Here is a 21,558-nt window from a genome sequence, read left to right on the forward strand (position 1 = left end):
ATGCAAGCGCATATGAACAAGGAGGATTCCGCATGGCACGCAAACTGGCCGCAGGAAATTGGAAAATGAACGGTGTCAAAGCGAGCCTCGGCGAGGCCACCGCGCTGGCCGAGATGTTCCCCGCTCCCAAGGTCGACATCCTCCTGTGCCCGCCCGCCACGCTGGTCGCCCCGATGGCACAGGCCCTCTTCGGCACACAGGTGCATGTGGGCGGTCAGGACTGCCACATGAAGACCTCGGGCGCGCATACGGGCGATATTTCCGCCGAAATGCTGCTGGATGCGGGCGCGGATCATGTGATCCTCGGCCACTCCGAACGCCGCGCCGATCATGGCGAGACCGACCAGATGGTCGCCGAAAAAACTGTGGCCGCCACACAGGCCGGGCTCTCCCCCGTGGTCTGTGTCGGGGAAACACTGGCGCAGCGCGAAGCGGGCGAAACCCTCACCGTGATCCGCCAGCAACTCTCCGGCTCGCTGCCTGATGCGGTCGATCTCGAAAAGCTCGTCATCGCCTATGAACCGGTCTGGGCCATCGGCACCGGCAAAATCCCGACGCTCGAACAGATCGCCGAAGTCCATGACGACATGCGCGCCACCCTTGTGGCCCGCTACGGCGACGGCGCAAAGGACATCCCCCTGCTCTATGGCGGCTCTGTGAAACCGGCCAACGCCGCCGAGATCTTCGCCACCTCCAACGTCGACGGCGCACTGGTGGGCGGTGCCTCTCTCAAGGCGGCGGATTTCTCCGGCATCGTGAAAGCCCTCGAAGCCGCTTGATCCTCGCAAACGACCAAAACGCAGGCCTGCAAAACGCAGACCACCAAAACAAAGCGCCGCCTCCCAACGGAGCGCGGCGCTTCTGCTTTCTGAAACATACAAGAAATCCTTGAGAATAATTATCGAATGGCCTCCGAAACAAAATCAAGGTGAAACGAGAATATTATCCGCAGACAACACGCGCAAAGTCATACGCAAGTCATTCCCCCGTGCCTTTGTCCCACCGCTCTTTTCGCGGATCTCCTGTTTGGTAAAATTGTCGAACGAGCTTCAGGTAATCTCTGAAGTCACGGTTTTCTTTAGAGATGCGCGAACATGTAGCCCAATCAATATCGCTACGCTCGCGGGCTGGAATAAGTATCTGGCTTTCCGACGGGTTCTCCACATCCAATTGAATCACGCCAATACCATGAAGGCCATGCAACATACGAAGTTCAGACATGGTATCATTTCCCGAAATCTCGCCAGCCACCAAATAACCAAAATTGGCCCACGTTGAATTTGAAACAGCCTGAAAATAAACTTGGCGAAGGTTTGATCTATTCACCTTAATCTTAACCTCAAATGACCAAAGGCTTGCGTGCTGGTGCGAGGTTTCCTTCACAAGCCTTTGCACATCATCATCCCAAGAAGAGAATAAATCTTCCATCCCGACCAAATCTGGATAAAGCCATTGATTGCTTCCCGACTTCAAGGAATTAGAAGATTTACGTTCATCAATCCTCTTACTGTAAACACCCAGTTCATCGCGCAAATATTTAGACAATATCGGATACATATCGGCTTCGGACACTGACTTGGATGACCCCGCGTCAATAGCTTGATCAAGAGCATCCGCAACCTCTTCCTCCTCTGACTTGTCGCTCCAATAATATTTCTTGGGACGCTCCGCTGTTGTCTTGATTTCCGGATACCTCTTTTGAAGAGCGGGCCTTTGAGAACCTATTTCCGCAACAAGCTGCTGGATCAATTCGCTATCAGTGGAAATTGCCGCGCTGCGCTCCTTCTTCCGAGCGCACCATTCCTGTTCATTTTCAAATATCCACTCGGCGATCTGCCGGGCGGTCAATCTCTTTTCTTTTTCAGCAAGAAGTTTCTGAACAATAAAGTCTGATAAAGATTTTGCCACCTCAAGCCCTCTCCTCAATTTAAATCTTTGCGAAGGACGTTCTTCCTACACAGGATAAAAGCTAAATATTCGCATAATATTCAAATGTTTTTCCTGAACTCTATCCTAGGAAATAAGTAGAATGACACAGTCCGCACAGCTAAAACCAAAGCCAATTCGGTATCCACTCAATTAAACATGCACAACAATGTAAATTTGAGATGCTTTTCGTGCCTCTACCTTCAAAACGCTTCTGCTTTCTGATGGCCCAAATACTCCCGCCGGAGGCGCAACCCGCCTGCGCTCTCACTCCGCGGTCACATCATAATCATAGAGCCACGCAAACCGCTCCACCGCCTGTTTCGGCGCCAGCTTGCCCGCCAGACGCAAGGCCGCATGACCCACCACGCGTTTCGCCCCGCTCAGGTGGTAGTTCTTCGCATTGGCATTGGCCGCCTCGATCACCCGCACAACCCGCGCGCGCCGCTTGGCCTGATAGGCCGGAAGCGCCTGATCCAGAGGCAAATTCGCAAGACAGTCCGCAAGGCACCACGCATCTTCCAGCGCCATATTCGCCCCTTGCGCCAGAAACGGCAGGGTCGGATGGGCCGCGTCCCCCAACAGGGCCGTGCGCTCCGAATGCCAGTTCTGCGCCACCGGATGCCGGAACAGCCCCCAGCGCGACACCTCCTCGACACGGTTCAAAAGCCCTTTCACTCCGGGGCAGAAATTCGAGAAATTGCGCATCATCTCCGCCGGATCCCCCGCGTGGTTCCAGCCCTCTTCCATCCAGTCGGAGCGCTCCTCGATGGCCACGATGTTGATCAGGCTGCCATCCCTGAGCGGATAGCTCACCACATGCCGCCCCGCCGCCATATGCACCAGCGCAACTGGCTCCTCATTGCCAAGGGCCGGCACGATGGCGCGCCATGCGGTCTGGCCGGTGAAAAACGGCTTTTCCGGACCGTTGAGCTTCGGACGCAGCCGCGAATGCAACCCGTCTGCCCCCAACACAATCCCGTGCCGCGCACCGCCTCCGCCTGCGAAACTCAGGCGCACCCCGTCGCCATCTCCGTGGATGCTCTCCACCGTGTAGGACAGACGGATATTGACGCCAAGATCGCGCACGCCCTCTTCGAGAAGCGCAATCAGATCGGCGCGATGCATCATCAGGAAATCGTCATTGGGCCGCGCCTTGGCGAAATCGAGATGCAGCACCTCGCGCCCCATATAGCCATCCATCAGCCGAACGCCTTCGGAACGCAGCGACACAGAGGGCGCATCCAGCCCCAAAGCGGCCAGAACCCGCGCGCCATTGGGCGAAATCTGAAGTCCCGCCCCCACTTCGGCGATCTCGTGCGATTGCTCATACACCGTGACCGTCGCCCCGCGCAGCGCCAAGGCCCGCGCCACGGCCAGCCCTGCGACACCGGCACCTAAAACTGCAATATCCTGACCGATCAACATGGGCCTCTCCTTCCGCAACGCTGTCCCGCCCTGACCCCCAGAGGCAGGGCACTCCTCCAATGTGTCAGATTTCACCACAAAGCCGAAAATGCCAAACAAAAAACACCGGAGTTACCTCCGGTGTTCTGTCATAATCCGTCGCGGATTTCACGGGGCCAAATTGCCGCGAGGGCAAACGTCGCAGGCCGAAAACCCCGCGCGCGCCCCATGCGTCTTTCCCGAATCCCCGTCTCAGAAGCACTGAGGTCGGGCTTCATCGGTGCAGGCGCATCAGACCAGCCGAAACCGCATCAGTCGTCGCGGTGGACTTTCTCGCGGCGCTCGTGGCGTTCCTGCGCTTCCAGCGTCATGGTCGCAATCGGACGCGCATCAAGACGCTTGAGCGAAATCGGCTCGCCGGTCACTTCGCAATACCCGTATTCGCCCTCTTCGATCCGGCGCAGCGCCGCGTCAATTTTCGTCACCAGCTTGCGCTGACGGTCCCGCGTGCGCAGTTCCAGAGCACGGTCGGTCTCTTCGGAAGCACGGTCGGAAATGTCGGGAATATTGCGGGTGCCGTCTTGCAGACCCTCGATCGTGTGGCGGCTTTCGTCAAGAAGCTCGGCCCGCCAAGCCAGAAGTTTACGTCTGAAATATTCGAGCTGGCGCTCGTTCATAAATGGTTCGTCCTCTGCCGGACGATAATTTTCATCCAGAAAAACCTCAGCCTTCATCATGCTCACCTCTGTCGTGCCTTCGGCCACATTTTCAGATTTATCAGCCATAAGGCGTCCTCCAATTGCGGCTCATTTACCCCGTTTGTTCGGGGATGTCACGTCACAATATGGCACGTGTTGCACCTTTGCCCGCCTGCGCTATGATCTCGACCGAAGACAGCACAGGACAGGGCCCCCAGATGAAATTTTCCTCGACGGACAGCTATGTTGCCCCGCACGACCTCACTGTGGCGGTCAATGCCGCCATCGCGCTGGAACGTCCCCTGCTGGTCAAGGGCGAGCCCGGCACAGGGAAAACCGAACTGGCGCGGCAGGTGGCCACCTCTTTGGGGCTGGAGATGATCGAGTGGAACATCAAATCCACCACCCGCGCCCAGCAGGGCCTCTACGAATATGACGCGGTCTCGCGGCTGCGCGACAGCCAGTTGGGCGACCCTCGGGTGGAGGACGTGCGCCACTACATCAAGAAAGGCAAGCTCTGGCAGGCTTTCGAAGCCGAACAGAAGGTTGTTCTGCTGATCGACGAAATTGACAAGGCCGATATCGAGTTTCCCAACGATCTCTTGCAGGAACTCGACAAAATGGCCTTCCATGTCTACGAGACCGGCGAGACCATCAGCGCGAAACAGCGCCCTGTGGTCATCATCACCTCGAACAATGAAAAGGAACTGCCCGACGCTTTCCTGCGCCGGTGTTTCTTCCACTACATCCGCTTCCCCGACATGGAGACCATGAAACAGATCGTCGAGGTGCATTTTCCGGGGCTGAAATCCGACCTGCTCGGCGCGGCTCTGACGCAATTCTACGAGATTCGCGACACGCAAGGGCTGAAAAAGAAACCTTCGACCTCGGAGGTGCTCGACTGGCTCAAACTTCTGCTGGCCGAGGATCTCTCGCCCGAAGATCTCAAGCGCGACGGGGTCAATGCCCTGCCGAAACTGCACGGCGCGCTTTTGAAGAACGAACAGGACGTGGCCCTGTTCGAGCGTCTCGCCTTTCTGGCACGCGGTCAGCGGCGCTGATCACTCGGCCTTCGGGGCCGCTTTCGCCTTGGTCGTGCGCGGCTTTCGGGCGGTTGTGGTCTTTTTCGCCGCAGTTTTCGTCGCCGGTTTCGTTGTCGCGGTTTTCGCAGCGGCCTTGCTCGCCGGTTTTGTCGCCGTCTTGGTGGCGGCTTTCTTCGGCGCGGCTTTTTTGCGGGGCTTTTTCACAGGCACGCTCAAGGCTTCAATCGCCATCTGCCAATGCACTTCGTCGCGGCCTTCCGGCTTGCCCTCGGCCAGCCAGATAAAATAGGCCGCTTCGCTGATCTGTGCCTCGTCGGGGGAGGATTTGCTCATCTTGAACTCCATATCTGTCGTTCGCGCATCTTCTTCCTCAAATCTAACAGTGCGATGACAACTCAAGGATGTAAATTCTTCAGCGATGAGCGTATTCGTCGCAGTCGCGCGGGTTTTCCGCCCGCAATTTAGGCGCTGCGGACAGAAATCCGGCAATCCCCTCGCGCGTCTTGGTCCTCTCGCGCCCTCCGGGCGGCTTACCAGTGCCGAAACGGTCGTTTTCCGTTGAACCCCTTTGAAATTTGGCGAAAAACTGCCCGCAAAGCATTGATGTCGCAGTTTTTCATGGAGGTTCCATTGCCCGTTATCCGCCCCCTCACCCCCGAAGATCGCGCCGAATGGGAAGTGCTCTGGCGCGGCTATCTGACGTTCTTTGAAACGGAGTTGGCCCCCGAAATCTATGACGCCACCTTCGCGCGTCTGGTGGACCCCGAGGCCAAGGAGCGCGGCGCGTTGGTGGCCGAAAAGGACGGGGCGTTGATCGGGTTGGTGCATTACCTGTTCCATGCCCATAACTGGCGCATCGAGGATGTCTGCTACCTTCAGGATCTCTTTGTCACCGAAGCCGCGCGCGGCACCGGCGCAGGGCGGGCCCTGATCCAGAGCGTCTATGATCTGGCCGATGCCCACGGCACGCCGCAGGTCTACTGGACCACCCAGCATTTCAACACAGAGGCACGCAAGCTCTACGACCGGATCGGGGAATTGACACCCTATATCAAATACCAGCGCAAGTGGTGACGGCGCGGACGGGCGTCTTTGGTGCGAACGTCTCGCGGAGCAAATCCCTATGCCGCTGCGACAGTTTGCCTTAAAATCGCCACGCAAGGCGGATTAAATCCGGCGCGACGGACAAGATGCCCTCAAGACGCACACACAAGACGCACACAGTAGAACACGTAAAAGAACACGCATAAGGCTACCCTGATGACATGGCTCCGATCCCCCTTTGCGATGCCCCGCCTGCGTGACACGACGCGGCTGGCAAGTGCGCGGCTGGCAACGGCTCTGTGCGGGCTGGTCGTGCTCTCGGCCTGCGTCTCCCCCACGCCCGTCAGTTCACCGGATTCCGCCCGCGCCGCCTCCGAAATGCTTGCCCTGCCGCCGATGAAACTGTTTGACGACAGACAACCGGCGCAGAGCCACCGCTCCAACGCCTCTCTCGCCCGCGATTTCCTAGACCTGACCTTCGCACTGGAAACCGGCGCGGAGCTGACGCAGTTCACCCGTTTCGAAGACCCGATCACCCTGCGTGTCACCGGCGACACCATCCCGCCGTCGCTGAACCATGACCTCACCAAGCTGCTGACCCGTCTGGAGCGCGAGGCCGGTGTCAAAATCACCCGTGTGCAGCCGCAAGCCGACGCCGCGATCACGCTTGAAACCCTCACGCTGGCCGAACTTTCCCGCCGTGCGCCGAACACTGCCTGTATCGTTGTGCCCAATGTCTCAAGCTGGGCCGAATTCAAACGCGCCCGACGGGCTGCCCTGAGCTGGACAGAGGTGAACACCCGCGAGCGCCTGTCGATCTTCATTCCCGTCGATGTCGCCCCGCAGGAAATCCGCGACTGCCTGCACGAGGAACTGGCGCAGGCCCTCGGCCCGCTCAATGACCTCTACCGCCTGCCCGATTCTGTCTTCAACGACGACAATATCCACTCCGTGCTGACCCCCTTCGACATGCTGATGCTGCGCCTCACCTATGCGCCGGAATTGCGCTCCGGCATGAGCCGCGACGAGGTGGCCCGCGCCCTGCCCGATATCCTCGCGCGGATCAATCCCGTCGGGGAAACCCTGCCCGATACGCCCGCCAAACCGACGCCGCGCCTCTGGACGCAGTCCGCTCTGACCGCGATGGGACGCGCGCCGCTGAAAGAGCGCCTCCTCGCCGCCCATAATGCCGTCGCCATCGCACAGGCCGAAGGCTGGGACGACACCCGCGCCGGTTTCTCGTGGTTCTTGCTGGGTCGCCTCTCCATCGCCACAGACCGCCCTGCCGCCTATCTCGCGCTCACACGGGCCGCCGAGATCTACGGCGCGAATCCCGAAACCCGCTTCCATGCCGCCCATGTTGCCATGCAGCTTGCCGCACTCGCCCTGTCAGAGCACCGCTATGAGGACGCCTATACCCTCTCTGCCAGCGCCATTGATGCCGCCCGCGACGCCGAAAACGCCGCGCTTCTGGCCTCACTCATGCTGACAGAGGCCGAGGCGCTGGAAAACCTCGGACGCAGCAGCGACGCCCGCGCCCTGCGTCTCGACAGTCTGGGCTGGGCACGCTATGGCTTTGGTTCGGATGAAGAGGTCCGGATCCGTGCCGCCGAAATCGCCGCTCTGGCGCGATAACGACCGGCCCGCGACACCGGCCACACGGCCTGAGGGAGCAACATCATGATCGGGTTCATACTCACCCTGCTCGGCGGGGTCTGGGGCTGGCGACTGGCCGCAAAACGCGGCGGGAACCGCGCCGACAAGCTGCAATATATGGCCGTCTTCGCACTCATCTTCGGCATTATCGGCCTGTTTCTGGGCGTCATTGCAGACCGGATGATCTGACATGTTTCTGCCCTTCTTCGAGACATTGCGCCACGAAGGCGTGCCCGTCTCCTTGAGGGAGTTCCTGTCCTTCCTTAAGGCCATGAAAGCCGGACTGGCCCGCTATGACATCGAGGAGTTCTACATCCTCGCCCGCGTCACCATGGTCAAGGACGAACGCCACCTCGACCGCTTCGACCGCGCCTTTTCAAAAACATTTCAAGGACTTGACGAGATTCCCTCAGATCAGGTCTTAAATGCGCTCGACCTGCCCGAAGACTGGCTGCGCAAGGAGATGGAAAAACACCTCTCGCCTGAGGAAATGGCCGAAATCGAGGCTCTGGGCGGGTTCGACAAGCTGATGGAGACGCTCAAAAAGCGGCTCGAAGAGCAAAAAGGTCGCCATCAGGGCGGCAACAAATGGATCGGCACCGGCGGCACATCGCCCTTTGGCGCTTATGGCTACAACCCCGAAGGCGTGCGGATCGGCCAGAAAGAGTCACGTCATCGTCGCGCTGTAAAAGTCTGGGACAAAAGAGAATTCCGCAACCTCGATGACACGGTCGAGATCGGCACGCGCAACATCAAACTCGCCATGAAGCGCCTGCGCAAATGGGCGCGTGACGGGGCGCATGAGGAGCTTGATCTGGACGGCACCATCCGCGCCACCGCCGAACATGGCTATCTCGACGTGCAAACCCGCCCCGAACGGCGCAACGCGGTGAAAGTGCTGATGTTCTTCGATGTCGGCGGCTCGATGGACGACCATATCAAAGTGGTCGAGGAACTGTTCTCCGCCGCCCGCTCCGAGTTCAAACATCTCGAATATTATTACTTCCACAACTGCCTCTATGAAAGCGTCTGGCGCGACAATGCGCGGCGCTGGGGCGAAAACATCCCGACCCGCGATGTGATGAACACCTATGGCAAGGATTACAAAGTGATCTTCGTGGGCGATGCCTCCATGAGCCCCTACGAGATCGCGCTGCCCGGCGGGGCCAATGAACACTGGAACGAAGAATCCGGTGCCACATGGCTCGCCCGTGCCCGCAACACTTGGCCCGACCACCTCTGGCTCAACCCCGTGCCGGAGGCGCATTGGCCCTATACGCAGTCGATTGCCATGATCGACGAGATTTTCGAAGGCCGCATGGTCCCCATGACGCTCGAAGGGCTGGACCGCGGCATGAAACTTCTCGGGCGATAAAGCGCGATAGAGCTTGGTCAAACCGCCCCCAGCCCCCATATTCAAACCATGTTGAGATTCACCCCCCTGCTCCTTGCCCTGCTCTGGGGCCTCGCGATGTATCGCTTTTCCGCATGGCGCACCGTGCGCGAACTCGAAGCGCGCTCGACCGAACTGGTCGATCCGAAACTCGCGCCCGTGTTCACCCGACTGGCGCGTGCCCTCGATCTGCCCCGTGTGAAAGTGTTTCTCTACGAGATTGACCCCGTCAACGGCCTCGCCGCCCCTGACGGCAAGGTCTACATCACCCGCGGCTTTTACGAGAAATTCCGCACGGGCCAGATCACCGACGAGGAAATGGCCTCCGTCATCGCCCATGAGTTGGGCCATGTCGCGCTTGGCCATTCCAAACGCCGGATGATCGATTTTTCTGGTCAGAATGCGCTGCGCACCGCGCTGGTGATGATCTTCTCGCGCTTTATCCCCGTGATCGGCGCCTATATCGCCAACTGGCTCACCCAGATGCTCGCCGCCAAACTCTCGCGCTCGGACGAATACGAGGCCGACGCCTATGCCACCGCGCTGCTCATCAAAGCGGGGATCGGCACGGGGCCACAAAAGTCGCTGTTCGAGAAACTGCCACATCTGACCGGCGCACATGGGGCCTCCATGCCCGCATGGCTCCTGAGCCACCCGAAAACCGAAGAACGGATCAAAGCCATCGAGGCCAACGAAGCCAAATGGTCCTGAGGCCAGCCGCGCTCAAACGCACCTGACAGTTGCGGCCATTGGCGGCTTTCTGATGGCCCAAATACTCACATCCGACCATCTCGGGCGGCTCACGCACGCCCGATCATTACGCACACAACCACTCGCAAAACAGCCCGACAGAAGTCCGACAGATATCCGACACAAGTCTGACAGCCGTTTAGCGTATTTTCAGGAGGTCAGGAGAGCGCCTTGCCCAGACGCGGCAGACGCGCCTTTTTCAGCAACCGCCGCACGTCCCACGGTTCGCCGGAGAGCCGCTCCGCCTCTTGGCGCACCTCTTCGATGACCTCGCCCACGGCCTGCGGATGATCCGACCAGAGCCGCCAGAGGAACCCGTCCGGATCCCAGCGTTCCAGCCCTTCTTCGGCCAGAACATTGCGGGGAAAATCCTGCGCGTTCATCGTGACAATCGCCTCGGCATGTCCCGCGATGGCGGCGGCCAGAACGTGGATGTCGTTTTCATCCTTTAGATAAAGACGCGCTTCCAAGCCCTTGTGTTCCTTGACTTCTGCCTGCGGAAAGGCCGCACGCACCAGCGCCACTTCGGCACGCGCCTGAATCTCTCCCGTCGGGCCGATCTTGCGTGCAGCACGGGCCCATTCCTCAAGGATACGCGCCGACCACAAAGGCGTGTAAAGCCCGCGCTTGGCGACGCCCAAAAGCACTTCCCGCATCACTGTCGGGTAGAGCACGCAGGCGTCGAGAAGCACTTTCATGCGACAATCCGGTAGAACAGCGCCTTGAGATAGCCGCTTTCCGCAAGCTGCGGCATGAGCGGGTGGTCGGCACCGGCAAAGCCCGTGTGGATGAGCTGCGCCGAGCGTCCCAGATGCCCGACACCCCGCCCGATCCCGCGGTTACAAGCCCCCCGAAACCGGTCCAGATCCGCCGCATGAGAACAGGAGCACAGGCCAAGATATCCGCCCTCCCGCACCAGCGGCGCGGCCAGACGTGCGACACGTTCGTAGGCGCGTAAGCCCTTCTCCAGAGAGGATTTATTCGGCGCGAAGGCGGGCGGATCACAGATCACCACATCGAATGTCTCGCCCTCTTCGGCCAAAGCCGTCAGAACGTCGAAAGCATCGCCTTTGCGGGTCGAGAAGGCGTCCGATTTGCCCATTGCTGCGGCGCCTTGTTCGGCCAGATCCAACGCGGGGGCGGAACTGTCCACCGAAAGCGCAGAAGACGCGCCCCCCGCCAGAGAGGCCAAGGCAAACCCGCCCACATGGGAGAAGATGTCCAACACCCGCTTGCCCGCCACCAGACGTTGCGCAAAAGCATGGTTCGGGCGCTGGTCGTAAAAGAGACCGGTCTTCTGCCCCCCCAGAAGATCGGCCATATAGGTCGCGCCATTCATCGGCACGGGGAGCGGCCCCTCGACCTTTCCGGAAAGAATTTCTGTTTTTTCTTCAAGCCCTTCGAGGCCACGCGCCCGTCCGGTGCCGTTCATGACCACGGTGCTTACGCCGGTGACTTCGCGCAGGGCGGCGGAGAGCGGGGCAATCAGGACATCGGCCCATGCGGCATTGGGCTGCACCACGCAGGTGTCTCCGAACCGGTCGACCACCACCCCCGGAAGACCATCGGATTCAGCATGGATCAAACGGTAAAACGGCGCATCGAACAGCGTCTCGCGATGTGCAAGCGCGGTGGCAATTCGTGCGGCGAACCAGTCCTGATCCACTTCGGCCGTTTCCGAGTGATCCAGAACGCGGGCAAAAATGCGCGAATTGGGATTGACCGCCACAAGGGCGAGGAAATTGCGCTCGGCATCTTCGAGACGCGCAAGAGAACCGGGCGCAAGAGATTTCGTGCGTCGGTCCGTGACCAGTTCATTGTCATAGACCCAAGGTGCGCCGTGGCGAATGGCCCGCGCATTGGATTTGGGTTTCAGGCGAATGGTCGGAATGGAAAAAGAGGGCTCTGTCATGAGAGCCCTCTTAACGGTCTTTTGATCTCTTAGAAAGAGGGATCAGAGCGTTGCCGATTTCGACAGCTCGGCGGCAATCACACCTGCCAGATGTCCAGAGATCCGCTGTTTCTGTGTAATGCCAGCGCGATCGGCGGCCACGGCCTCATCACCGCCATAGGCATGGAAGGTGGCATTGACCATATGCGACGGCACAAGCACCTCACCGGTGTTCGCATCACGCACGGTCAGCATGAATTCAATCTCGTGCTCCGAAGGAAGGCTGGAGTAACGCACCCGCTCCGTTTGGGCATGGAAACGCACCACCTGCACATCAAGAACAACCGGTCGTTGCCCGCTCAGAGCTTTCGCACCGCGTTTGAGGCCCGCTTCCATAATGGCTTTCACCTGCGCATGGCGATCACCATAGGCGTCTTCACGCCAGACGATATCAGCGCGCGGCTTGATACCATTGGCCTCGGACACCGTAAGCGTCTCCGGCACAACCACATTCACTTTGGTGACGCGAAAATCCGACGCGATCCGCACATTTTCTCCGGCGGCAACAGCACTCAGGCTGCCCGTCATCGGCGTAGCGCGGGACGTGGTTTCGGTTGTGCAGGCGCTGGTTGCGGCTGCAATCAAAAGGGCAATTGCCAGTTTACTAGTATTTTTCATCACACTCTCCGGGGATTCTTCCCTCAATTCCTGGTTAATTTCTCATTGAAATAAGGCCAGAATGCGAAAACCCCGGAGCTTTTCCGGGGCTTTTCAAAACGGGTGATGAATCCGATACAATTAGGTGCCGCACAGTTTCTCAAAGGCGGCGCAGGACTGAAGCCCTTGGCTCAGACGGTTTTCGCACGGTGCGCGTTATGGGCGCGACCACGGAACCATTCACCTGCCGCACGCAGCATATAACGCGCCATCTGGGCACGCATCAGGCGGGCTTCGGTTTCGATTTCAGTCATGTCGATGTAGCTTGCAGAAGAGTCTTTCATAGGATCACCTTTGCTTGTCTGTTGAGCGTCGAGGCCGGGCACCTTGCCGGAAAGCCTCTCACGCAGTCGGGCTTGTTCACGCAAACCCTGTTGCATCGATCCTCCCGATGTTTTCAATATAGGTCACAAATCCTGACCTAGCGAGTACTGAACCGGAAGACCCGCTATGCACTTGCAGCAACCCTCATGCATGTGCAGCATAGGAACAGGGCCATTCCGGCCCTTCCTGCCCCGCGCAGATGGACATTCGGTCCGAAACACGCTAAGTTAGCGCTAACTTGAGACAACTCGTTTCACAGCCAGCAACACAAGCAAAGGCCAGACCCGTGAACAGCCAGATCCTAGCCGTCACCCAACGCATCATCGAACGCTCGAAACCGACCCGCGAGGCCTATCTCGCCCGGATATCCGAGGCTGCAGATCAGGGACCGGTGCGGGCGCATCTGTCCTGTGGCAATCAGGCCCACGCCTATGCCGCTATGGGCGATGACAAAGGCACGTTGGCCGACGGGCGGGCGCCCAATATCGGCATAATCTCTGCCTATAATGACATGCTCTCCGCGCATAAACCCTATGAGCACTACCCCGACATCATCCGCGAGGTCGCCCGCGCACAGGGTGCCACGGCACAGGTCGCAGGCGGCGTGCCCGCCATGTGTGACGGGGTGACACAAGGCCAACCCGGCATGGAGCTGTCGCTGTTCTCCCGTGACACCATCGCACTGGCCGCCGCCATCGGCATGTCGCACAACTGCTTTGACGCCGCGCTTTACATGGGCGTATGCGACAAGATCGTTCCCGGCCTGATCATGGCCGCCGCCGCTTATGGCCATGTCCCGACGGTCTTTATTCCCGCAGGGCCCATGACCTCCGGCATCACCAATGACGAAAAATCCAAGGTCCGCCAGAAATTCGCCACCGGAGAAATCTCCCGCCGCGAATTGATGGAAAGCGAGATGAAAGCCTATCACGGCCAAGGCACCTGCACCTTCTACGGCACCGCCAACTCGAACCAGATGCTGATGGAGATCATGGGGATGCACCTGCCGGGCGCGTCTTTCGTCAATCCGGGCACCGAGCTGCGCGATGCCTTGACCCGCGAAGCCACCAAACGCGCCCTCCAGATCACCGCTTTTGGCAATGAATATACGCCCGTGGGGTCGATCCTGAACGAGAAGGCCTTTGTAAACGGCATTGTCGGGCTGATGGCGACAGGTGGTTCGACCAACCTTGTGCTGCACCTTCCGGCGATGGCACGCGCGGCGGGGATCATTCTGGACTTGCAGGACTTCTCCGACATTTCCGATGTCGTTCCGCTTCTGGCCAAGGTCTACCCCAACGGTCTGGCCGATGTGAACCATTTCCATGCGGCTGGCGGGCTTGGCTATCTTGTGGGCGAACTTCTCTCTGCGGGGCTTCTGCACGAGGATGTCAAAACCGTCGCGGGCACGGGACTGTCGCTCTATACCAAAGAGCCGAAACTACACGACGGCGTGTTGACCTTTGTCGATGCGGACCGCGAGACCGTGAACGACCGGATCGTGCGTCCCGCCTCCGACCCGTTCCAGAAAAGCGGTGGCCTCAAGGAACTCAAAGGCAATATCGGCCGTGGCGTGATGAAAGTCTCCGCCGTGAAACCAGAACACCATGTGGTCGAGGCCAAAGCCCGCATTTTCCACGACCAGCACGATGTCAAAACCGCCTTCCAGAAAGGCGAATTTACCGAAAACACCGTGGTTGTGGTCCGCTTCCAAGGCCCGCGTGCCAACGGCATGCCGGAACTGCACTCGCTGACCCCAACCCTGGCCGTGTTGCAGGATCGCGGCCTCAAAGTTGCGCTTGTCACCGATGGCCGCATGTCCGGTGCCTCTGGCAAGGTGCCCGCCTGTATCCATGTCTCCCCCGAAGCGGCCACAGGCGGCCCGATCGCCAAACTCCGCGATGGGGATCTGGTGCGAGTCGATGCGATAAATGGCACATTGCAGGTGCTTGAAGACGGGTTCGAAGCGCGTGAGGTTGTGACCGCGGATCTCTCCGCCAATACGGTCGGCATGGGCCGCGAGCTGTTCGAAACCTTCCGCCGCAATGCAGGCCCCGCCACAGAAGGCGCCTGTTCGCTCTACTGAACCGGTCCTGTGTCTCAGTGTCAGAGACCCTGTGTGTCTGGGGCACAGGCCAAGATGCAACATATCAAAAAACGCCCGCCAGAACCGGCGGGCGTTACTTTATTTTCAGTATGCTATGCCCAACCGGCAGCGCTCAACGCAACTCACCGAGCGAGGCAGCATCAAAACCTTTCAACTCATCCGTCGCCCCGCGCTTGACCTTTTCGACCCAAGCATAATCCGACAAAAGCGCACGCCCCACGGCGATCAGGTCGAACTCGTCGGCCTCCATCCGCGTCAACAGCTTGTCCAGCGGCGTCACTTCGGAGCCCTGCCCGCCAAACGCCGCCAAAAACTCGCCGGACAACCCGACAGAGCCCACAGAAATCGTCGGCACGCCCGTGAGTTTCTTGGCCCAACCGGCAAAGTTCAACCCGTTCTCACCATCAACTTCAGGGAATTCCGGCTCCCAGAATCGGCGTTGGGAACAATGGAGAATATCCACACCGGCCTCGACCAGCGGCACAAGCCAGCGTTCCATTTCTTCGGGATTATTGGCCAGACGCGCGGTGTAATCCTGCTGTTTCCACTGGCTCAGGCGCAGGATGATCGGAAAGTCCGGCCCTACAGCGGCGCGCACCGCCTTGACCACTTCGACCGCGAAACGCGACCGTTCCTCGATGGTCTCGCCGCCCCAGTGGTCCTCGCGCTTGTTCGTGCCCTCCCAGAAAAACTGGTCGATCAGATAGCCATGCGCACCGTGCAGTTCCGCGACATCAAAACCGAGATCTTTCGCGGCTTTCGCAGCCTTGGCAAAGGCGGCAATGGTGGCCTGAATATCGTCTTCGCTCATGGCAACGCCACGCGGCTCATCCGGACCGACCAGACCCGAAGGGCTCTCGACCGGCGCATCCGGCTCCCAAGCGCCCGCGCGGGTCGATCCGGTGTGCCAGATTTGCGGCCCCATCTTGCCGCCCTCGGCATGGACCGCCGCGATCACACGGTTCCAGCCGGACAGCGCTTCCTCGCCATGAAAAAACGGAATCCCCGGCAGGTTGCGCGATGCCGGACGGTCGATCACAGTACCTTCCGACAGGATCAACCCTACCTCATGCGCCGCGCGACGGGCGTAATAGGCCGCATTCTCCGGACCCGGAATGCCATCAGGCGCCATACCACGCGTCATCGGGGCCATAACGATGCGGTTTTTCAGCTCCAGCCCTTTGTAGGAAAACGGGCGAAAAAGCGTGGCGGTTTTATTGTCGATCTGGGCAGTCATTCTGCGCTCCTGTGTCTCTTTGATCTTCATCTATGGTGGCGCAAACATCCGACAACCTCTGCGATGCAGAAATCCATGCAGGGGGGAGATGACAAAAATGCGCATGTGTCTATGGTGATCAGGCCGGTTGTGAAACGAAGCAGGGTCACGCTTCGGGGTTTCACTAAAGGCGATTTAGCGCTAACTTTCCCCTAACACGCGGCACACATGGGCCGCAGAGACAGCAGAGCACATTCAGGAGCTAGAAATGACACCGCAAGACGCCAGTTTGAAATGCGCCGAGGTTTGTGGCCTCGCCCCCGTTGTTCCCGTGCTTGTCGTCAATGACGTCGCCCACGCCCGCCCTCTAGCCGAGGCACTGGTTGCTGGCGGCTTGCCCGCGCTTGAGGTCACCTTGCGCACGCCGGTGGCGCTGGATGTGATCCGCGAGATGGCACAGGTCGAGGGCGGTGTGGTCGGGGCCGGCACGCTGCTGACGCCGGAAGATGTGAAAAACGCGGTCGCGGCCGGTGCGAAATTTGGCGTCTCTCCGGGGGCAACCGACACGCTTCTGGACGCCTGCGAAGCCGCCGACCTGCCGCTTTTGGCAGGCACCTCCACCGCCTCCGACGTGATGCGCCTTCTGGAACGCGGCTACACGGTGGCGAAGTTCTTCCCCGCCGAAGCCAATGGCGGCGCCCCTGCGCTCAAGGCTATCGGCGCACCCTTGCCGCAAATGAAATTCTGCCCGACTGGCGGCGTGTCCCTGAAAAACGCAAATGACTACCTGTCGCTCTCCAACACGCTCTGCGTGGGCGGCTCATGGGTCGCGCCTGCGGGGCTTGTGGAAAAAGGCGACTGGAAAGCCATCGAGGAACTGGCCCGCGAGGCGGCCGCCCTGCCGCGCTAATCCTTGAACGCTGACACCCTGCTCCGGCTAAGCAGTCGGTGCGGGGCGCTCCAACACGGTGGCAATCACCTGTGCCGCGCTTTCGGCCCGCTGGCGCAACTCCTCGGACAGGGCTTCCATGCTCACCGCCCCGTTAGAGCGCAGCAAAAACGCTCGCCCGCCCGCGCCCACGGCTTGCGGATCGAGCTTTTCTCCGGTCAGAAGCCGCGCTGCCGATTGCAGCCGCCACATCAGCCGGTAGGTCTCGGTCAACAGCATCTGCTCATCACGTGTCAGCCAGCCGCTCTCGCCACCCGAGCCAAGCTGGGCGTAGATGTCCTGCGCGGCAGAGCCCGCCAGCAAGGCCGCGGATTCGGCCAGCAATTCGATGTCCATCATCCGTCCCGCACCGTTTTTCGGATCCCACGGGCCGCCGGGTTTCGCCTGCGCCAGACGGGCGCGCATCTCGCGGGTTTCCTGACGGATGCGGGCCTCATCCTGTGCACCGGAGATCAGCGTGGCGCGGAAACGCTCGACATCCGCCATCAGCCCCGCGTCCCCTGCCACCGCCTGCCCGCGTGTGAGTGCAAGATGTTCCCAGACCCAAGCCTCGTTCAACTGATAGCTCTGGAAACTCTCGAAAGACGTGGCGACCGGCCCCTGCTTGCCCGAGGGGCGCAGGCGCATATCGACCTCGTAGAGACGCCCTTCGGCGGTCTGGGCGGTCATGGCGGTGATCAGGGCTTGGGTGAACCGCGCATAATATGTGCGAGACGGCAAAGGCCGCCGCCCTTCGGATGCATCGACCCCGGCCGCATCATAGATCACGATCATATCCAGATCCGACGCCGCGGTCAGACGCCCCGCGCCCAAAGACCCCATACCCAGAACCATCGCACCACGCCCCGGTGGCGGGCCGTGTTTGCAGGAGAACTCGGCCACAACCTGCGGATAGAGGGCGGCGACACAGGCGGCGGCGATGTCGCAATATTGCGAGCCCGCCTCATCCGCCGTGATCAGATCGCGCAACTGGTGGACGCCGACGCGGAAGTGCCATTCCTTGGCCCAGCGACGACAGGTGTCAAGCTGGCGCTCGTAATCGCCCGCCTCTTCAAGATGGGTGGCAAGCTCCACTGTCAGAGCCGCACGTCCCGGCCACGGCGCAAAGAACCCGCCGCCGATCACCGCATCCAGAACCCCCGCATTGCGCGACAGGTGACGGGCCAGATGCGGCGCGGTGGAGACAATGTCGAGGATCAGGTCGATAAGCTGCGGATTGGCTTCAAACAGGGCGAAAAGCTGAACGCCTGCTGGGAGCCCTTTGAGAAACCCGTCCAGATGGGTCAGCGCCTCTGTGGGTTTGTCGAGGTTTTGGATGCGGCTCAGAAGTTCCGGTTTGAGACGCCCGAAAATCTCCTGTGCGCGGGCGGTGCGCAGACAGGGATAGGTGGACCAGCGCGCGGTGATTTCCGCCTGTTCAGGGGGCAGTTCCGGCGCGGGGGCGGCATCGGCGGGGGCGAAGAAATCCTCGGTCAGCGCATTGACGCGTTCGCAACGCTGCGCAATCTCGGCGCGCATAGTCTCTGTGTCCGTGCCCATAAGCGCGGCCAGACGGTCGAATTCCTCGGGCGCGGTCGGCAGGCTGTGGGTCTGTTGATCGCGCAGCATTTGCAGGCGGTGCTCCACCTCCCGATGGGCGATGTAATCCGCGCTCAAGGTCTCGGCCACCTCCGCCTCGACCCAGCCTTTTTCGGCCAGTTTACCCAAGGCCGGCACCGTCTCGCGCAGACGCAGGTCAGGATCGCGCCCGCCGGCAATCAGCTGTCGGGTCTGGGCGAAAAATTCGATCTCCCGAATGCCACCATAGCCCAGCTTCATATTGTGACCTTCCAGCGTCAACGCCCCGCCCAGCCCCTTATGCGCACGGATTTTCAGCCGCATCTCATGGGTTTCGCGAATGGCATTGAAATCGAGATGCTTGCGCCAGACAAACGGCGTCAGATGCTCCAGAAACCGCTCTCCGGCCGCCGTATCTCCCGCACAGGCGCGGGCCTTGATATAGGCGGCGCGCTCCCATGTGCGCCCGACGCTTTCGTAATAGCGCTCGGCCGCCTCCATCGCAAAACAGACGGGCGTGACCGAAGGATCGGGCCGCAGGCGCAGATCGGTGCGGAACACATAGCCGTCGCCGGTGAGGTCCGACAGGCTCGCCATCGCCTTGCGCGTGGCCCGAATGAATCCGGCGCGCGCCTCCATGCGATCAATGCCGTCAAAGCGGCTTTCGTCGAACAGGCAGATCAGGTCGATATCCGAGGAATAGTTCAACTCCCCTGCCCCGTGCTTGCCCATGGCCAGCGCGAAGACCCCGCCACAGCTTTCGATATCCGCCTCGGTCTGGCCGGGGATTTTGCCTCTGGTGATCTCGCGACCCACATGGGCCCTAAGCGCGACATGCGTCGCCCGATCCGCGAGCAAGGACAGCGCACCCGTCACTTCGAACAGGCCCCAGACCCCGCCCAGATCACAGAGCGCGGCCAAAAGCGCGACGCGGCGCTTGGCCTGACGCAGACCAGGGTTGATCCGGTCAAAGGGCAGCGCCTCGATCCGTGCGATTTCCGCCGCCAGCGCCGCCTCGGGATCATCAAGCGCCTCGGGCAGCCAGTCGGCCTCCTTGAGGATCAGCCCATGCAGATAGGGCGCAGAGCCAGCCGCCCCTTCGATCAACTCGGCCACCGCACCCGACAGATCCGGCACAGCATCGCGGGCTTCTGCGCCACGCTCCGGTTCATAGGCGCGCGGGCAACGGGTGATGCGACTGTCAAAACTCATGGGCATATCCTCCAACGCCCCCAAAAGAGCGGATTTTCCAACCGAAGTGCAAGCCCAAACCGGCACACGCCCCGCGCGCAAAGGGGGCATGCACGCGCGCATCTTGACTCTGGCGCTCAGCGCGCGCCCATTTAGCGCAAAGAAAGAGGATCACAGATGCCACAGGATACCCCAGCAAGCTTCGATCAGGAATTGGAAACCCGCCTCGTCCGCTATGCGGCGATTGACAGCCAGAGCGATGCAAACTCGCCCACATCTCCCAGCACGACCTGTCAGTTCGACATGTTGCGGCTTCTGGAGGCGGAGTTGAAGGAGATTGGCGCGCAGGATGTGGAACTCACCGAATACGGCACGGTTCTGGCTACCATCCTCGCCACGGCAGAAGGCCCGACCATCGGCTTTCTCGCCCATGTGGATACCGCCCCGCAATTCAATGCCACCGGCGTCAAACCGCGTGTCATCAAGGGCTATAACGGCGGCGACATCACCTATCCCGACAATCCGGCGCTTGTTCTCTCGCCTGTCGAATATCCCTATCTGGCCGAGAAGCAGGGCCATGACATCATCACCGCATCGGGCACCACGCTTCTGGGAGGCGATGACAAGGCCGGTGTAGCGATCATCATGACCGCTGCGAAACATCTTTTGCAAAACCCCGACATCAAACACGGGCCGATCCGCATCGCCTTTACCCCTGACGAGGAAATCGGGCGCGGCGTGGCCAAGGCCCTGCCCAAGGATCTGGCCGCCGATTTCGCCTATACATTCGACGGCGGCGAGGTGGGCGAGATTGTCTATGAGACTTTCTCCGCCGACGGGGCCGAGATCACCGTGAAAGGCGTTTCGATCCATCCAGGACAGGCCAAGGACAAGCTGGTCAACGCCATCCATCTGGCTTCCAAAATCATCCAGACCCTGCCCCAATCCGTGATGACGCCGGAAGTCACGGACGGCACCGAAGGGTTTATCCACGCCACGGATATGGTCGGCGGGTCTTCGGAAATGAAGATCACGCTGATCCTGCGCGATTTTGAACGCGAGGGACTAGCCGAGAAAGGTGCAATCGTGCGCAAGGTCTGTGACGCCGTGGCCGCAACAGAGCCGCGTGCCGAGATCACCTGTGAGATCACACCACAATATCGCAACATGCGCTACTGGCTGGAAAAGGACATGACGCCGGTCGATCTGGCGCGCACTGCCTGCCGCAAACTGGGGATTGAACCTGTCTCCGTGCCGATCCGTGGCGGCACCGACGGCTCGCGCCTGACGGAGATGGGCGTGCCGACGCCGAACCTGTTTACGGGAATGCAGAACATCCACGGACCTCTGGAATGGATTTCGGTGCAGGACATGGCCGTGGCGACAAAGCTCTGTCTGGAACTGGCCAGCCTTGCCGCCGACACGGAGGCACAGGACGGCTAAAACGCGGGCGGAAAGCGTCCGAGATCACAGATGTTTTGACCTGCAGGCTGGTTCCTCACATGAGGGGCCGGCCTTTTCTGTCTCCTAAAACATTCCAAAATAAGATCAATAAACACATATAAACCACTGCAATAAAATATTTTTTTAACTTAATGTAAAAAACATTCACATAACCTCTTGCGAGACGGGTATCCGCACCCCATCTCTTTAATGTGAAAAGCATTCACATCCACAGAAACACGCAAC

20 protein-coding genes are annotated in these 21,558 nt (G+C 60.1%); 10 read left to right on the forward strand and 10 right to left on the reverse strand.

The features are described from left to right. The first annotated feature begins 32 nt into the window (after nt 1-32). Nucleotides 33-779, forward strand: coding sequence for a triose-phosphate isomerase (gene tpiA / locus KO492_RS13190; protein ID WP_216045386.1), 747 nt, complete (start codon nt 33-35; stop codon nt 777-779). Between the two features lie 199 nt (nt 780-978). Here tpiA and KO492_RS13195 read toward each other — a convergent pair whose 3' ends face one another. The 3 genes from KO492_RS13195 to dksA all read right to left on the reverse strand — a co-directional run bounded on the left by KO492_RS13195 (nt 979) and on the right by dksA (nt 4,067). Further along, entirely contained in the window at nt 979-1,908 is a 930-nt protein-coding gene (locus KO492_RS13195; protein ID WP_216045387.1) for a COG2958 family protein, read from the reverse strand. Between the two features lie 285 nt (nt 1,909-2,193). Continuing rightward, the gene (locus tag KO492_RS13200) at nt 2,194-3,354 is read right to left on the reverse strand and encodes an FAD-dependent oxidoreductase (protein WP_216045388.1); all 1,161 of its coding nucleotides are present in this window, start codon (nt 3,352-3,354) and stop codon (nt 2,194-2,196) included. A gap of 290 nt (nt 3,355-3,644) precedes the next feature. Continuing rightward, on the reverse strand, nt 3,645-4,067 hold the full coding sequence (gene dksA / locus KO492_RS13205; RefSeq protein ID WP_216045921.1) for an RNA polymerase-binding protein DksA: 423 nt from the start codon (nt 4,065-4,067) through the stop codon (nt 3,645-3,647). 182 nt (nt 4,068-4,249) lie between these two features. On the opposite strand from dksA, the gene KO492_RS13210 reads away from it, so the two are divergent. After that, nucleotides 4,250-5,092 (forward strand): AAA family ATPase, encoded by an 843-nt coding sequence (locus tag KO492_RS13210; protein WP_216045922.1) that lies wholly within the window; start codon nt 4,250-4,252, stop codon nt 5,090-5,092. Here the strand turns inward: KO492_RS13210 and KO492_RS13215 are convergent, their stop codons facing one another. Then, nucleotides 5,093-5,407, reverse strand: coding sequence for a DUF2934 domain-containing protein (locus KO492_RS13215; protein WP_216045389.1), 315 nt, complete (start codon nt 5,405-5,407; stop codon nt 5,093-5,095). It abuts the gene before it with no gap. 285 nt (nt 5,408-5,692) lie between these two features. Here KO492_RS13215 and KO492_RS13220 point away from each other — a divergent pair, with 285 nt between their 5' ends. The 5 genes from KO492_RS13220 (at nt 5,693) to KO492_RS13240 (ending at nt 9,878) form a co-directional block, all read left to right on the forward strand. Then, nucleotides 5,693-6,148, forward strand: a complete 456-nt coding sequence (locus KO492_RS13220; protein WP_216045923.1) for a GNAT family N-acetyltransferase — start codon at nt 5,693-5,695, stop codon at nt 6,146-6,148. Nucleotides 6,149-6,334: 186 nt separating this feature from the next. Further along, nucleotides 6,335-7,753: a DUF2927 domain-containing protein gene (locus tag KO492_RS13225; protein WP_252735522.1), complete on the forward strand. Its 1,419-nt coding sequence runs from the start codon at nt 6,335-6,337 to the stop codon at nt 7,751-7,753. A gap of 45 nt (nt 7,754-7,798) precedes the next feature. Beyond that, nucleotides 7,799-7,963, forward strand: coding sequence for an apolipoprotein acyltransferase (locus KO492_RS13230; protein ID WP_066607906.1), 165 nt, complete (start codon nt 7,799-7,801; stop codon nt 7,961-7,963). Between the two features lies 1 nt (nt 7,964). Beyond that, complete coding sequence (locus KO492_RS13235) at nt 7,965-9,149, forward strand: vWA domain-containing protein (protein ID WP_216045390.1); 1,185 nt, start codon at nt 7,965-7,967, stop codon at nt 9,147-9,149. 48 nt (nt 9,150-9,197) lie between these two features. Then, entirely contained in the window at nt 9,198-9,878 is a 681-nt protein-coding gene (locus KO492_RS13240) for a M48 family metallopeptidase (RefSeq protein ID WP_216045391.1), read from the forward strand. A gap of 197 nt (nt 9,879-10,075) precedes the next feature. Here KO492_RS13240 and KO492_RS13245 read toward each other — a convergent pair whose 3' ends face one another. The 4 genes from KO492_RS13245 to KO492_RS13260 form a co-directional block, all read right to left on the reverse strand. Further along, nucleotides 10,076-10,615, reverse strand: coding sequence for an RSP_2648 family PIN domain-containing protein (locus tag KO492_RS13245; protein WP_216045392.1), 540 nt, complete (start codon nt 10,613-10,615; stop codon nt 10,076-10,078). Further along, on the reverse strand, nt 10,612-11,829 hold the full coding sequence (locus tag KO492_RS13250) for an RSP_2647 family RNA methyltransferase (RefSeq protein WP_216045393.1): 1,218 nt from the start codon (nt 11,827-11,829) through the stop codon (nt 10,612-10,614). The genes KO492_RS13245 and KO492_RS13250 overlap by 4 nt, the downstream gene beginning before the upstream one ends. Nucleotides 11,830-11,871: 42 nt before the next feature. Further along, nucleotides 11,872-12,486: a DUF6778 family protein gene (locus tag KO492_RS13255; RefSeq protein ID WP_216045394.1), complete on the reverse strand. Its 615-nt coding sequence runs from the start codon at nt 12,484-12,486 to the stop codon at nt 11,872-11,874. Nucleotides 12,487-12,656: 170 nt separating this feature from the next. After that, nucleotides 12,657-12,809, reverse strand: a complete 153-nt coding sequence (locus KO492_RS13260) for an RSP_7527 family protein (RefSeq protein ID WP_216045395.1) — start codon at nt 12,807-12,809, stop codon at nt 12,657-12,659. 326 nt (nt 12,810-13,135) lie between these two features. Between KO492_RS13260 and edd the strand changes: the two genes are divergently transcribed. Next, complete coding sequence (edd, locus tag KO492_RS13265) at nt 13,136-14,935, forward strand: phosphogluconate dehydratase (RefSeq protein ID WP_216045396.1); 1,800 nt, start codon at nt 13,136-13,138, stop codon at nt 14,933-14,935. Nucleotides 14,936-15,068: 133 nt separating this feature from the next. Here edd and KO492_RS13270 read toward each other — a convergent pair whose 3' ends face one another. Then, nucleotides 15,069-16,193, reverse strand: a complete 1,125-nt coding sequence (locus KO492_RS13270) for an NADH:flavin oxidoreductase (protein ID WP_216045397.1) — start codon at nt 16,191-16,193, stop codon at nt 15,069-15,071. A gap of 247 nt (nt 16,194-16,440) precedes the next feature. Between KO492_RS13270 and eda the strand changes: the two genes are divergently transcribed. Continuing rightward, on the forward strand, nt 16,441-17,082 hold the full coding sequence (gene eda, locus KO492_RS13275; protein ID WP_216045398.1) for a bifunctional 4-hydroxy-2-oxoglutarate aldolase/2-dehydro-3-deoxy-phosphogluconate aldolase: 642 nt from the start codon (nt 16,441-16,443) through the stop codon (nt 17,080-17,082). Between the two features lie 27 nt (nt 17,083-17,109). On the opposite strand, the gene KO492_RS13280 is transcribed toward eda, so the two are convergent. Beyond that, nucleotides 17,110-19,890 carry a glutamine-synthetase adenylyltransferase gene (locus KO492_RS13280; RefSeq protein ID WP_216045399.1) on the reverse strand — a complete coding sequence of 927 codons (2,781 nt, stop codon included), beginning with the start codon at nt 19,888-19,890 and terminating at the stop codon, nt 17,110-17,112. A 156-nt stretch (nt 19,891-20,046) separates the two neighbouring features. Between KO492_RS13280 and pepT the strand changes: the two genes are divergently transcribed. After that, nucleotides 20,047-21,312 (forward strand): peptidase T, encoded by a 1,266-nt coding sequence (pepT, locus tag KO492_RS13285; protein ID WP_216045400.1) that lies wholly within the window; start codon nt 20,047-20,049, stop codon nt 21,310-21,312. Nucleotides 21,313-21,558 lie beyond the last annotated feature (246 nt).

This window comes from Celeribacter halophilus (assembly GCF_018860305.1).
In the GTDB taxonomy this organism is placed as follows: domain Bacteria; phylum Pseudomonadota; class Alphaproteobacteria; order Rhodobacterales; family Rhodobacteraceae; genus Celeribacter; species Celeribacter halophilus_A.

Excerpts from the sequence above, each read along its gene's own strand:
- KO492_RS13280 (WP_216045399.1), bottom strand. The coding sequence starts at position 19,890 with ATGAGTTTTGACAGTCGCATCACCCGTTGCCCGCGCGCCTATGAACCG.
- KO492_RS13235 (WP_216045390.1), top strand. The coding sequence starts at position 7,965 with ATGTTTCTGCCCTTCTTCGAGACATTGCGCCACGAAGGCGTGCCCGTC.
- pepT (WP_216045400.1), top strand. The coding sequence starts at position 20,047 with ATGCCACAGGATACCCCAGCAAGCTTCGATCAGGAATTGGAAACCCGC.
- tpiA (WP_216045386.1), top strand. The coding sequence starts at position 33 with ATGGCACGCAAACTGGCCGCAGGAAATTGGAAAATGAACGGTGTCAAA.
- KO492_RS13215 (WP_216045389.1), bottom strand. The coding sequence starts at position 5,407 with ATGAGCAAATCCTCCCCCGACGAGGCACAGATCAGCGAAGCGGCCTAT.
- dksA (WP_216045921.1), bottom strand. The coding sequence starts at position 4,067 with ATGAAGGCTGAGGTTTTTCTGGATGAAAATTATCGTCCGGCAGAGGAC.
- KO492_RS13200 (WP_216045388.1), bottom strand. The coding sequence starts at position 3,354 with ATGTTGATCGGTCAGGATATTGCAGTTTTAGGTGCCGGTGTCGCAGGG.
- KO492_RS13245 (WP_216045392.1), bottom strand. The coding sequence starts at position 10,615 with ATGAAAGTGCTTCTCGACGCCTGCGTGCTCTACCCGACAGTGATGCGG.
- KO492_RS13225 (WP_252735522.1), top strand. The coding sequence starts at position 6,335 with ATGACATGGCTCCGATCCCCCTTTGCGATGCCCCGCCTGCGTGACACG.
- KO492_RS13250 (WP_216045393.1), bottom strand. The coding sequence starts at position 11,829 with ATGACAGAGCCCTCTTTTTCCATTCCGACCATTCGCCTGAAACCCAAA.
- KO492_RS13255 (WP_216045394.1), bottom strand. The coding sequence starts at position 12,486 with ATGAAAAATACTAGTAAACTGGCAATTGCCCTTTTGATTGCAGCCGCA.
- KO492_RS13220 (WP_216045923.1), top strand. The coding sequence starts at position 5,693 with ATGGAGGTTCCATTGCCCGTTATCCGCCCCCTCACCCCCGAAGATCGC.
- KO492_RS13260 (WP_216045395.1), bottom strand. The coding sequence starts at position 12,809 with ATGAAAGACTCTTCTGCAAGCTACATCGACATGACTGAAATCGAAACC.
- KO492_RS13240 (WP_216045391.1), top strand. The coding sequence starts at position 9,198 with ATGTTGAGATTCACCCCCCTGCTCCTTGCCCTGCTCTGGGGCCTCGCG.
- KO492_RS13210 (WP_216045922.1), top strand. The coding sequence starts at position 4,250 with ATGAAATTTTCCTCGACGGACAGCTATGTTGCCCCGCACGACCTCACT.
- KO492_RS13270 (WP_216045397.1), bottom strand. The coding sequence starts at position 16,193 with ATGACTGCCCAGATCGACAATAAAACCGCCACGCTTTTTCGCCCGTTT.
- KO492_RS13230 (WP_066607906.1), top strand. The coding sequence starts at position 7,799 with ATGATCGGGTTCATACTCACCCTGCTCGGCGGGGTCTGGGGCTGGCGA.
- eda (WP_216045398.1), top strand. The coding sequence starts at position 16,441 with ATGACACCGCAAGACGCCAGTTTGAAATGCGCCGAGGTTTGTGGCCTC.